Source organism: Glycomyces sp. NPDC050141 (genome assembly GCF_055586545.1).
On sequence record NZ_JBVJHZ010000028.1, the window covers coordinates 66,640 to 78,036 of the forward strand.

The 11,397-nt window shown below is 70.4% G+C and carries 12 protein-coding genes; 10 read left to right on the forward strand and 2 right to left on the reverse strand.

Going from position 1 to position 11,397, the window contains the following annotated elements:
* Positions 1 to 10: 10 nt before the first annotated feature.
* Positions 11 to 1,090, reverse strand: a complete 1,080-nt coding sequence (gene wecB, locus ACZ60M_RS17270) for a non-hydrolyzing UDP-N-acetylglucosamine 2-epimerase (RefSeq protein WP_465419178.1) — start codon at positions 1,088 to 1,090, stop codon at positions 11 to 13.
* Positions 1,087 to 1,689 (reverse strand): acyltransferase, encoded by a 603-nt coding sequence (locus ACZ60M_RS17275; protein ID WP_465419180.1) that lies wholly within the window; start codon positions 1,687 to 1,689, stop codon positions 1,087 to 1,089. The genes wecB and ACZ60M_RS17275 overlap by 4 nt, the downstream gene beginning before the upstream one ends.
* Positions 1,690 to 1,915: 226 nt before the next feature.
* On the opposite strand from ACZ60M_RS17275, the gene ACZ60M_RS17280 reads away from it, so the two are divergent.
* The 10 genes from ACZ60M_RS17280 (at position 1,916) to ACZ60M_RS17325 (ending at position 11,218) form a co-directional block, all read left to right on the forward strand.
* Positions 1,916 to 3,412: a glycosyltransferase family 4 protein gene (locus ACZ60M_RS17280; RefSeq protein ID WP_465419182.1), complete on the forward strand. Its 1,497-nt coding sequence runs from the start codon at positions 1,916 to 1,918 to the stop codon at positions 3,410 to 3,412.
* Positions 3,409 to 4,620, forward strand: a complete 1,212-nt coding sequence (locus ACZ60M_RS17285) for a glycosyltransferase family 4 protein (RefSeq protein WP_465419184.1) — start codon at positions 3,409 to 3,411, stop codon at positions 4,618 to 4,620. Before ACZ60M_RS17280 ends, ACZ60M_RS17285 begins: the two co-directional genes overlap by 4 nt.
* Positions 4,617 to 5,141 carry a hypothetical protein gene (locus ACZ60M_RS17290; protein WP_465419186.1) on the forward strand — a complete coding sequence of 175 codons (525 nt, stop codon included), beginning with the start codon at positions 4,617 to 4,619 and terminating at the stop codon, positions 5,139 to 5,141. Before ACZ60M_RS17285 ends, ACZ60M_RS17290 begins: the two co-directional genes overlap by 4 nt.
* Positions 5,131 to 6,456 (forward strand): glycosyltransferase, encoded by a 1,326-nt coding sequence (locus ACZ60M_RS17295; protein WP_465419188.1) that lies wholly within the window; start codon positions 5,131 to 5,133, stop codon positions 6,454 to 6,456. Before ACZ60M_RS17290 ends, ACZ60M_RS17295 begins: the two co-directional genes overlap by 11 nt.
* Entirely contained in the window at positions 6,453 to 7,097 is a 645-nt protein-coding gene (locus ACZ60M_RS17300; protein WP_465419190.1) for a hypothetical protein, read from the forward strand. The genes ACZ60M_RS17295 and ACZ60M_RS17300 overlap by 4 nt, the downstream gene beginning before the upstream one ends.
* A 179-nt stretch (positions 7,098 to 7,276) precedes the next feature.
* Positions 7,277 to 8,197: a proline dehydrogenase family protein gene (locus ACZ60M_RS17305; RefSeq protein ID WP_465419192.1), complete on the forward strand. Its 921-nt coding sequence runs from the start codon at positions 7,277 to 7,279 to the stop codon at positions 8,195 to 8,197.
* A gap of 212 nt (positions 8,198 to 8,409) precedes the next feature.
* Positions 8,410 to 10,200, forward strand: coding sequence for a hypothetical protein (locus ACZ60M_RS17310; protein WP_465419194.1), 1,791 nt, complete (start codon positions 8,410 to 8,412; stop codon positions 10,198 to 10,200).
* 198 nt (positions 10,201 to 10,398) lie between these two features.
* On the forward strand, positions 10,399 to 10,602 hold the full coding sequence (locus ACZ60M_RS17315; RefSeq protein WP_030155806.1) for a helix-turn-helix domain-containing protein: 204 nt from the start codon (positions 10,399 to 10,401) through the stop codon (positions 10,600 to 10,602).
* Positions 10,603 to 10,746: 144 nt separating this feature from the next.
* Positions 10,747 to 10,848: a 30S ribosomal protein bS22 gene (locus tag ACZ60M_RS17320; protein ID WP_081687713.1), complete on the forward strand. Its 102-nt coding sequence runs from the start codon at positions 10,747 to 10,749 to the stop codon at positions 10,846 to 10,848.
* Between the two features lie 43 nt (positions 10,849 to 10,891).
* Positions 10,892 to 11,218 carry a DUF2516 family protein gene (locus ACZ60M_RS17325; protein ID WP_465419197.1) on the forward strand — a complete coding sequence of 109 codons (327 nt, stop codon included), beginning with the start codon at positions 10,892 to 10,894 and terminating at the stop codon, positions 11,216 to 11,218.
* Positions 11,219 to 11,397 lie beyond the last annotated feature (179 nt).

An 11,397-nucleotide genomic window follows, 5' to 3' on the forward strand; every position in this document is an offset into this window, starting at 1 on the left:
TCGTTGCCGTTTAACGCAGGTGCTGCTCAAGCGTGGCCACGACGGCGTGACCGGCTTTGCCGTCGCCGTACGGGACGTCCTGCGGCGCTTCGGGAGCCGGGCGGGTCGCGAGCCGCCGCCACTCCGGGGTGCCGAGCGCGGCCGGGTCCGGCACGAGGTGGTTCCAGCCGTCTTCGAGGGTCTCGACCCACTCGGTCTCGGTGCGCAGCGTCGTGCAGGGGCGGCCCAGCAGGTACGCCTCCTTCTGCAGGCCACCGGAGTCGGTGACGACGCCGCTGGAGGCGAGCACGGCCGCCACGAGCTCGTCGTACGGCAGCGACGGGCAGGCGGTGACCGACCCGGCCTCGAGGTCGAGGCCGTGCTGCTCGGCCTTGGCGCGCAGGCGCGGGTGGACGAGGAGCGCCACGGGCAGCGGCAGGTCGTTGAGCGCCTTCAAAAGTGCGGCGAGCCGTGCCGGGTCGTCGGTGTTCTCGGCCCGGTGCAAGGTGGCGACGAGGAACGGCGCGTCCGTGTCCAGCGGCAGGTCGGGGCGGCGGCCCTCGGCGAGGACCGTGTCGCGGGTCTGGAAGCACACGTCGACCATGACGTCCCCGACGTTCACGGCCCGGGCCGCCAGGCCCTCGGAGGCCAAGTGCCGCAAGGCCTCGTCGGTCGGTGCGAGCAGCAGGTCCGCGCAGTGGTCGGTGAGGACCCGGTTGTGCTCCTCGGGCATGCGGCGGTTGAAGGACCGGAGCCCGGCCTCCAGGTGCGCGACCGGCAGGTGCTGCTTCACGGCCGAGAGCGCGCCCGCGATCGTGGAGTTCGTGTCGCCGTAGACGAGCACCCAGTCCGGTTGCTCCGCTTCGAGGATCGGGTCGATCGCGGCGAGCATCGCGCCGGTCTGGGCGCCGTGGCCCCCCGAGCCGATGCCGAGGTGGAAGTCCGGCTGCGGGATGCCGAAGCCGGAGAAGAACACGTCCGAGAGTTCCGGGTCGTAGTGCTGCCCGGTGTGGACGACGACGTGCTCGTGGCCGGTGCCGTCGAAGGCCCTCGCGACCGCGCCGAGCTTCACCAGCTGCGGGCGGGCGCCGACGATGCTGACGACTTTCATGCGTGCTCCTCGCTCAGGGACAGCTCGCCGTCCGCTTCCAGGTACCGCTCACCGGTCTCGGGGCAGCGCCACTGCCCGTCGCCGTCCTTCTCCAGCCGCGCCCCGGCGCGGCCGACCCAGCCGGCCTGACGGGCGGGCACGCCCATGACCAGCGCGTAGTCGGGCACGTCCTTGGTGACGACGGCCCCGGCGGCGACCATGGCCCAGCGGCCGATGCGCACGGGCGCGACGCACACCGCGCGGGCCCCGATCGAGGCGCCCTCGGCGGCCTCGACCCCGACGGCCTCCCAGTCGGCGGCGCGCTTCACGGTGCCGTCGGGGGCGACCGAGCGCGGGTTGTGGTCGTTGGTGAACACGGCCGCGGGGCCGACGAACACGCCGTCGGCCAGGGTCGCGGGCTCGTACACGAGCGCGTAGTTCTGGACCTTCACGTTGTCGCCCATGCGGACCCCGGTGCCGATATAGGCGCCCCGGCCGATGACGCAGTGCTCGCCGAGGACCGCGTGCTCGCGGATCTGCGCGAGGTCCCATACGGCGGAATGTGCGCCGATGCTCGCACTCTCGTGCACCTGTGCGGATTCTTGAATCCTGTAAGGCATTCGCTGCTTTCAATTCATTCGATGCGGCGGCGGGCGCGCCCAATGGTCGGGAGATCATATGCCCGACTAGTTGGCATAGACCTCATCGGATACAGGCGAATTTCATTCGGCGCGGCCGCATATACGCGGCGAACTGCGAGAAAACGATGCGTTAACTATGTCGTCTCGTATGATGCGGCGTTGGACGACGGCTTTTCAACGGCCGATCGCGATAATCGGAGGAATCATGGGCAACCGTCCCGGGCGCATCGTGATGCTGGTGCAGAACGGCGTCACCGGCGACTCGCGCGTGCAGAAGGAGGCCGCGTCGGCCGCCGCCGCGGGCTGGGAGGTGTTCCTGCTCGGCCGGTCCGACGGGCGGGCCGAGGAGTGGGACCTCGACGGCGCCACCGTGCGCCTCGTGCCGACCCAGCGCACGTTCGACCTGCGCCGCCACGAGGTCCGCCGCCCCTGGCTGCGCGGCCCCCTCGCCTACCCGCCCGGGCCGCTGGAGGCCTACCGCCGCAAGCAGGTCCAGGCCTGGAAGGCCGACCTCGCGTTCGAGCGTGCCCGCGGGGGAACGAGCCTCTCCTACAGCGTGAAGCGCGCCGCGTTCGGCACCGCGAGCCTGTGGATCAAGGCCCGCACCCGCGCCAGCCGCCTCGCCCGCGAAGGCCGCGCCGCCGCGAACTCACCGGTGGACCGCGCAGCGTTCCGCTTCTGGCGCAAGACACTCGGGGACCGGTCCTGGCGCCGCCTTGACCCGGCCCTGTGGGACCTCGAACTCGCCTTCGGCCCCGTCATCGACGAGCTCAAGCCGGACCTGATCCACGCCAACGACTTCCAGATGCTCGGCGTCGGCGCCCGCGCGAAGGTCCGCGCCAGCGCCAAGGGCCGCGACGTGAAACTCGTCTGGGACGCCCACGAGTTCCTGCCCGGCATGAAGCCGTGGAAGGACCACCCGTGGTGGCACGCCGCGCAGGTCGCGCACGAAAGGGAGTTCGCGCCCTACGCCGACGCGGTCGTCACCGTCTCCGAACCGCTCGCGGACCTGCTCGTCGCCGAGCACGGCCTCACCGAGCGGCCATCGATCTGCATGAACACCCCCGACGTGGCCGAATACGACGGCGAGTACGCGGCCGACGAGGTCCCCGACGTGCGTGAACGCTGCGGGCTCGCGAAGGACGTCCCGCTCATGGTCTACAGCGGCGTCCCGCTCGTGCAGCGCGGCATCCACATCATGGTCGAGGCCCTGCCGGAGCTCCCGGAAGCGCATGCGGCCCTGGTGCTCTCGAAGCACCACTGGTCGTACGTCCGGTCCCTCATGGCCCGCGCCGATGAGCTGGGCGTGGCCGACCGCGTCCACCTGCTGCCGCACGTGGAGCACCACCAGGTGGTGCGGCACATCGCGACCGCCGACATCGGTGTCAGTCCCAACCACCACCACCAGAATCACGAGATCTCCTTGAACACCAAGTTCTTCGACTACTCGCACGCGAGGCTCCCGCTGGTGGTCTCGGACGTGAAGACCATCGCCGCGGAGGTGCGCCGCACCGGCCAGGGCGAGGTCTACCGCGCCGAGGACACGGCCGACTTCGTGCGCGCCGTCAAGCAGGTCCTCGCCGACCCCGACGCGTACCGGCGGGCCTACGACGAACGCGTCCCGCTCGAGGAGTGGACGTGGACCGCGCAGGCGCGCGTCCTCACCGGTGTCTATGAAGGACTCATCGGGGGCCGCAAATGAGCGGGCGGCGGGTCGCGGTGGTGACGCCCTGGTACCCCGATCCCCAAGTGGCGTACGGCGGTGCGTTCGTCCAGGCCAAGGTCGAGGCCGTCGCGCACGGCTGCGAATCGCTCGAGGTCTACCACCTCAAGAGCTGGCCCGTGGGCACGCCCCGCGCGTCCCTGAGCGACTACCCGCAGCTCACCGACCTCCACACCCGGCTCCTGGCCCGCTCGGACGCGCCGCTGGCGACCGCGGGCGGGGCCGTCCTCCACCGCGTCGTCACCTTGACGCCGCGCGACCCGGCCTGGATCAAGCACTCCGACGCGTCGGCGCTGTGGCTGCGCGCGCACCTCAAGGGCGAGCCGCTCGACGCGCCGATCGTCCACGCGCACGTGCCGATCGCGGGCGGCTGGGCGGCGCTGGAGAACGCCCGCCCGGACGCGAAGGTCTACATGACCGAGCACTCCTCGTTCCTCGACAAGGTGCTGGCCCAGCCGGAGGCGCGGGCCCGCTACGAGGAAGTGCTCGAACGCGCGGACGGGATCTTCCTCGTCGGCGAGCCGCTGCACGACCAGATCAGCGCCGAGTTCCCGCACCTGGCTGCGAAACTCGAGTACATCGCGAACCCGATCGACTTCCAGGGCCCGCGCGCCGCGCCCCCGAAGTCCCTGGACCGCTGGCTTTCCGTGGCGGGCATGACCGAGCGCAAGCGCATCGACTACCTCCTCGAAGCGTTCCGCCGCTGCCGCGAGGACCACCCCGAGCTCCACCTGACTCTCGCCGGGGACGGCAAGGAACGGGCCGAGTACGAAGCCCTCGCAAAGCAACTGGGCCTCTCGGACGCGGTCGAGTTCCTGGGCTCGGTCAGCCCCGACGAAGTCCCCGGGCTCATGGCCTCCCACGACCTGTTCGTCCACACCAGCCGCTACGAGACCTTCGGCGTCGTCGTGGTCGAAGCGGTCGCCGCGGGCCTGCCGGTCCTGGTGTCCCGCTGCGGCGGCTCCGACCAGGTCCTGCAGGGCATCGAGACCGAGGCCGGGCAGATGTACGACGTGGACGACGACCCCGAGGCGTTCGTCGCGGCCTACCGGGAGCTGCGCGACCGCTACCCCGAGAAGACCGACCTGACCGCCGCGCGGGAGCACCTGCGCGGCAAGTACTCCTACGCCACCGTGGCCGAGCGCCACTTCGAGATCTGGGACCGGACTGAAGGAGGCGAACGGTGAAGCTCCTGTTCGTAGCCCCGCGCAGCGTCTGGCGCAAGGCGCTCGACTACGAGACCCGCCTGGCCCTCGCCGACGGGCACCACGTCCGCGTCGTCGTCGAGGAGCACCCGGAGCTCGTGCTCGACCCGCGTGTGGAAGTCGAGTACATCGGCGCGGGCGCACTCCACACTCCCGAGCCGCGCCTGCAGGGCATCCTCTTGCGCCGCTTGCCCCTCGGCGGCCTGCGCCGGATCGGGCGCGGCCCGCTGCGCAAGCCGGCCGGCAAGGTCGCCCGCCGCTGGAAGCGCATTGTGGTCGACCCGCGCGACAAGGAGCGCCGCCGCAACACCGAGGCGCTGCGGACCGCCCACCGCACCGAGAAGACCAGTGCGGCCGTAGCCGAGTGGGCCCCCGACTGGATCGTGCTGCACGAACCCCAGGCGGTCGAGCTCGCCGTCGACTGGCTGCCCGCCGTGCTCGACGCCCGGCCCGAACTGACGACCACCTTCTCTTACGAACCGCGAGCCCCCTATGTCGACTGACCGCCCCCGCCTGCTCTACCTGGCGTTCTTCTTCCCGCCCTCGCGCGCCAGCGGCGTCTTCCGCGCCCGCGCCACGGCCGACCACTTCGCGGCCCAGGGCTGGGACGTCACCGTGTTCAAAGCCCCCGACGAGTACTACGAGCGCGTGACCGGCTCGGTGGACCCCGAGTTCGCCGACGCGGTCGACCCGCGCGTGGAGATCGCGACCCCGTCGGTCAGCTACTTCAAGTGGGAGACCGACATCCGCCAGTACGGGCGCTTCCGGGGGAACTTCCCGGTCCTGGCCCGCAACCTCAACAACAAGGTGCACCTCAAGGTCTTCCCCGACAACTACCTGTCCTGGGGCGTCTCCTCGCTCCGCGAGGCCCTGCGCCGCCACCGCAAGCAGCCCTTCGACATGGTCGTCGCCACGGGGAACCCGTTCGCGGCCTTCGGTGCCGCGTGGGCGTTCGGGAAGCTCACCGGCCGCCCCTACGTCGTCGACTACCGCGACTCGTGGACCCTCAGCCAGTTCAAGAACGCCCCCGCGTTCCCGCCCGACCACCCCGCCTGGAAGTGGGAGCGGCGCATCCTCCGCTCGGCCGCGGCCTCCCTGCACGTCAACCAGAACATGCTCGACTGGCACGCCGAGCGCTACCCCGAGGCCGCCGACCGCATGCAGGTCGTCCTCAACGGCTGGGACCCCGAGGTCTTCGCCGAGGCCGAAGCCCCCGAACCGGACGCGGACCGGCCGCTCACCTTCTCCTTCATCGGCACGCTCACGATCGTGCAGCCGATCCCGGAGATGCTCGAGGCGTTCCAGTTCATGCGCGCCTCCGGCCGCCACGCCGACTCGACCATGGACCTCTACGGCCACTTGGGGTTCTTCGCGGGCGGAGAGACGCTGCTGCGTACGGAACTGGGCCTGGCCGACCCGATCGACGGCGTCGAGTACCGGGGCGCGGTCCCCAAGCCGCGGATCGCCAGCGCCTACGCCGCGAGCGACGTGCTCCTGTTCGTCACGGGCGGTTCGAAATACGTGACCACCGGGAAGGTCTTCGAGTACATGGCCTCGGGCAAACCGATCGTCTCCATCCACGAACCGGGCTGCGCCGCTGAGGAAGTCCTCCAGGGATACCCCCTCTGGTTCGTCCCCGAGAGCCTCGACCCGGTCCACATCGCCGCCGCGATGGCCGAAGCCGGGGACGCGGCCCGCAAGGCCGACCCGGCCGTCGCCGCCCAGGCCCGCGCGCACGCCGCCTCCTTCACCCGCGGCAAGGCGCTCGAGCAGTTCGAGCAGTGGGCCCGCACCGAGATCGGGGGGAAGGGCAAGTGACCGGCACCGTCGAAGCCGCGCGCGAACGCGTGGTCCTCATCCTCTTCAACAAGAACGCGGTCAACCGGTCCCTCCCGTACATCGAAGGCGTCGCCTCGCGCGGCGTCGAGGTCGCCGTCGTGGTCGCCGACGGCCTGGGCTGGAACAACCCTCCCGTCCTGCCTCCGTACGTCGATGTCCGGACCCTGGGTCCGGCCGAGAAGCGCCAGTTCGGCATCCGCGCCTACTTCGGCCTCGTCGAACGCCTCCCCGGCGGCATCCTGCGCCGCCTGGAGTCCGGCCTCCCCGGCGTCCTCGGCCGCGCCTTCGGCAAGGCCGCCCGCGTCCACCGCAAGGCCGCCGGGAAGCTCCGCAAGCACCTGTTCTGGCCGACCTACCGGATGCTGCGCGGCCACTCCCTGCGCCGCATCGCCCTCCGCCGCCTCGGCCCGCTCCACCTGGAGTCGGCCACCCGGGTCGTGTGCGCCGACGACGTCGCCGTACCCCTGGCCTGGTCCATCGCCCAGCGCCACGCCCACCTCGACGTGACCCGCTCGCTCCACTTCGGCCCCTACCAGGACCTCCCGGTCACCGCCCCCAGAGACCCCTGGCTCTTCGACTCCCCGGAAGCCGCCGAACGCGCCCCCTACACCCCGCTCTAGGCAAAACACCCGGAACCAGGCGAAACCAGTACTCAACCCTGCGCGAACAGAGGTTTCAAGCCCGCAGAACCTTGGAATAAGACGATCATTCCTATCTTGAGGCGTGATTTCCAATGTTGCGCCGGATGTGTTACGCCACCGTGACCTGAGTGCGGGCCGCGGGCGGCTACGCTGCAGACATGCTGCGTTCTGTCATTCTCGCCGCCGCCCGGTCATCGAAGATCGAGCGGCTCGTCGGCACCGCGCCGGTGACGCGGTCGCTCGTCCGCCGCTACGTCGCGGGCGAGACCACGGCCCACGCCGTGGCCACCACCCGGACCCTCGCCGCCGACGGCCTCCTCGCCACGCTCGACTACCTCGGCGAGGACACCGTCGTCGTCGAACAGGCCGACGCCACCCGCGACGAGTACCTGGGCCTCCTCGCCGCCCTGAAGGCCGAAGGCCTCTCAACCTCCGCCGAGGTCAGCGTCAAGCTCTCCGCCGTCGGCCAGCGCATCGACGCTGAACTCGCCTACGACCGCGCCCGCGAGATCTGCGCGGCCGCCGCCGACGCGGGCACCACGGTCACCATCGACATGGAGGACCACACCGTCACCGACTCGACCCTCGAGATCGTGGCGCGCCTGCGCGAGGAGTACCCCTCCACCGGCGCCGTGCTCCAGTCCTACCTGCGCCGCACCGAGGACGACTGCAAGTCGCACGCCGTCCCCGAATCGCGCATCCGGCTCTGCAAGGGCGCCTACAAGGAGCCCGAGTCGGTCGCCTACCAGCGCAGCCTCGACGTCGACCGGTCCTATGTGCGCTGCATCAACGCGCTCATGGCCGGCGAGGGCTACCCGATGCTCGCGACGCACGACCCTCGCCTGATCGAGATCGGCATCGACCGGGCGCGCTGGTACGACCGCGACAAGGAGTCGTTCGAGTTCCAGATGCTGTACGGCATCCGCCCGACCGAGCAGCTGCGCCTCGCCGCCGAGGGGTACCGGATGCGCGTCTACGTGCCCTACGGGGACCAGTGGTACGGGTACCTGATGCGCCGCATGGCCGAGCGCCCGGCGAACCTCGCCGTCTTCGCCCGCTCCCTGTGGACGAAGTCCTAGCGCAACCCGCTCCACCGCAACACCACCGACGAGCGGGCCCTTTCCGGGGCCCGCTCGTCCGCGTTCCCCGGCTCCATTGGAGTCCTCTCAGGAACCGTGCCGCGGGGGAGTGGCCGAGGACACGCAACAGGCAGGTCACAGCGGTAGACGCCCAGCGCACACCCGCAGTTCGGGGCTCGCACGGGTAGCGGCCAGCGACTACAGTTGCGAACGTGACTCAAGCCCCCGAGGACTTCACCCCGGACTCCCCCGAGCGCGACCACCCCGGCGAACCCCGCCCCGGTCAGGCCGCCTCGGCTCCGCACGTGCCCGGACAGCGCTCCGGCAGTGCCGCGCCGGGTGAAGCGCCGCGCGGCACCTCGCCCCAACCGGTGCTGCCGCAAGCGGACACGGGCGACGCGGTGATCCCGCAGGCCGCCCCCATGCCCCCGATCCCCGAGCCCACGGCCCCGCCCTCGGCGCTCCCGGTCGACATGCTCCCGCCCGGGGCGGTCCCGCAGGCCCCCATGCCCGGGCAGATGCCGGGCCAGATGCCCGGCGCGTACCCGACCGCGCCCTACCAGGGCGTCCCGCAGCACGGCGCCGTCCCGCCCGGCCAGATCCCGCCCGGACCCGTCCCGCTCAGCGCGATGCCGCCGTGGCCCGGCGGCCCGGTCTACTACCAGCCGCGCCCCGACCGCAAACGGTCGCCGATCGGCACCATCCTCGTCGTCCTCCTCCTCGTCACGGGCTCCGTCTTCGGCGGGGCCCTCGTCAACGGCTGGCGCCCGGGCATGCCCGCCGCCGAGACCGGCACGATCGAAGGCCTCGCGGTCCAGCCCGGCGAAGGCACCGTCCCCAGCCCCGGCCCCAACGCCTCCGAAGCCGAGATCCTCGCCTACCTCAAAGAGCAGGCGCAGCTCGTCCTCGACGCCCAGTCCGAGTCGCTGATCAACAACAGCCTCGAAGGCTGGCTCGCCGCCTACGACCCCACCCTGCACGACCCGATGACCCGCCGCTTCGACTCGCTCACCTCGATGCAGGTGTCCCGCTTCGACTACCAGATCGCCTCGGGCCCCATCGAGGACGCGTCCGGCGCGGTCCCCCTCTACGACATCTCCGTCGCGCTCTCCTACTGCTTCGTCGAACCGGCCGGCACGTGCAAGGCCGCCGACATCGTCTTCGACTCGCGCTGGCGCGCGGGCGACGACGGCCTGGTCATGGTCGAGGTCTCGAACTCGGAGTACGGGGAGGGCCCGCACCCGTGGGAGGTCACCGACCTCGTTGCGGCCGTAGGCGAGCGCACCGTCACCGCCGTGCCGCTGGAGATGGCCGACCGCCTCGACGAGGCCCTGGAGATCTCCGAGGCCGCCGCGGTGAACGCCGACAAATGGGCGTACTGGGAGAAGCCCGACCGGTACGTCATCTACATCGCCAGCGACGACGAGTTCGAGACCTGGTTCGGGGGCTTCTGGGACTCCGAGGACGTGCTCGGCTTCGCGCTCCCGCTCTCGGGCACCGTGAACGGCGAACGCCAGCCGTCCACCTACGCCACCGTCATGGGCGTCGACCGCACCGGCTGGGGCTACGGCCTGACCTCGGTGATCCGGCACGAGCTCGGCCACGCCGTGACCCTGTGGGCCGCGCCGTCCGAGCGGTACGCCGACGACACGTGGTGGATGGTCGAGGGCGTCGCCGAGTACATCGACCACGGCGACCGGTCCCTCGACGAGTACGACCGCACGCTCGACGTGCGCGACTACGTGGCCCAGGGCGGCTGCGAGACCGACATCCTCCCGCCCGACGCCGACGACGACACCCTCGCCGGGTCCGGCAAGTACGGGTGCGGGTTCCTCGGCGTGCACTACATGATCGACACGTACGGCGTCGACAAGTTCGCCGAGTTCTTCGGAGCGACGGCCCGCGAGGGCAGGCCCGCGGTGGACGTTGCCGAAGAGGTGTACGGGAAGAGCTATGCCGACCTGATGCAGGAGATTACGGCCTTCATTGCCCAGACCGTGTGAGATCGGGTGTTGCCGGGTGGCCCGGACTGCCGTAACATGAGCCTCATCCCAATCGAAAGACATCAACGTCACAGTCTGTGACGACCGACTTGTTTCGGTTCATATGGGCATTCGCGTCCGCCGCACCTCAAACACATCACACAACCCCACGTCCTTGCATTAGTGCTCGCAACAGCCCTCGACAGAACGGTGAGACACATGAGCGAACCCGGGGACCTCCTCGACGAGGTCAAGTTCTTGACGGTGACGGAGGTGGCCGAGCTGATGCGCGTCTCGAAGATGACGGTGTACCGGCTCGTCCACAACGGCGAGATCGCGGCGGTGCGGGTCGGGCGCTCCTTCCGCGTGCCCGAGAGCGCCGTCAAGACCTACCTCTCCGAAGCGCTCCAGACCGACGACTGATCCCCCTCGGCCCGGCAGGTCCCGCCACGCGCGAGCTGTGACGGGGCCTGCGGTTCCGCTCGCCCGGCGCGGGGGCCGCCGGGAAGGCGCGTTAGGCTGGTCGGGCTCGAAAAATTGTCTAGTGAACATCTGTGAGGAAGCTCTATGGGCTCGGTCATCAAGAAGCGGCGCAAGCGCATGGCGAAGAAGAAGCACCGCAAGCTGCTCCGCAAGACCCGCGTGCAGCGTCGCAAGCTCGGCAAGTAACCGAGTCGACCGGCTCCCGAGTACCTGCGGGTAGGCTGGGCGCATGCCAGAGTTTGCAGCGGTAGCGTTCGCCTTCGAGGTGCGATTCCTCGTCTACCTGGTCATCACGCTCGGAGCTGCCTTGCTATCGGTGATCGCCCTCACCCACTGCGCGGTGCAGAAGCCAGACGCGTTCCACGCCGTCGGCACGCTCTCCAAGGGCGCATGGCTCGGCATCCTGGCGATCAGCCTGGTCTTGTCGCTGCTGTTCAGCCAGCGGCCGGGGTCGGGGCTCATGTTCACCCTGGTGGCGATCGCCGCGTCGCTCGTGTACCTCCTGGACGTGCGCACCGGTTTCAAAGACCTCCGTGGCGGCGGTTCGTCGTACTGAGCGGTTCCGCTCGAACACGTGAGAAAGCCGCGTCGACCTTGTCGACGCGGCTTTCGTTGTGCCTTGCGGCCCTTAGGGCCTGTGCTGCGAATCAGACCGGTCGTTATCCGGCCCGTTTGCCCGCTCGCTGCGTTGTCGGCCCTCCGAATACAACACCGGTATTCGGAGGGCCTTCCGCC

Coding starts and splice junctions, on each gene's coding strand:
- ACZ60M_RS17315 (WP_030155806.1), top strand. CDS start 10,399: ATGAGCGAACCCGGGGACCTCCTCGACGAGGTCAAGTTCTTGACGGTG.
- ACZ60M_RS17280 (WP_465419182.1), top strand. CDS start 1,916: ATGGGCAACCGTCCCGGGCGCATCGTGATGCTGGTGCAGAACGGCGTC.
- ACZ60M_RS17295 (WP_465419188.1), top strand. CDS start 5,131: ATGTCGACTGACCGCCCCCGCCTGCTCTACCTGGCGTTCTTCTTCCCG.
- wecB (WP_465419178.1), bottom strand. CDS start 1,090: ATGAAAGTCGTCAGCATCGTCGGCGCCCGCCCGCAGCTGGTGAAGCTC.
- ACZ60M_RS17320 (WP_081687713.1), top strand. CDS start 10,747: ATGGGCTCGGTCATCAAGAAGCGGCGCAAGCGCATGGCGAAGAAGAAG.
- ACZ60M_RS17275 (WP_465419180.1), bottom strand. CDS start 1,689: ATGCCTTACAGGATTCAAGAATCCGCACAGGTGCACGAGAGTGCGAGC.
- ACZ60M_RS17325 (WP_465419197.1), top strand. CDS start 10,892: ATGCCAGAGTTTGCAGCGGTAGCGTTCGCCTTCGAGGTGCGATTCCTC.
- ACZ60M_RS17285 (WP_465419184.1), top strand. CDS start 3,409: ATGAGCGGGCGGCGGGTCGCGGTGGTGACGCCCTGGTACCCCGATCCC.
- ACZ60M_RS17305 (WP_465419192.1), top strand. CDS start 7,277: ATGCTGCGTTCTGTCATTCTCGCCGCCGCCCGGTCATCGAAGATCGAG.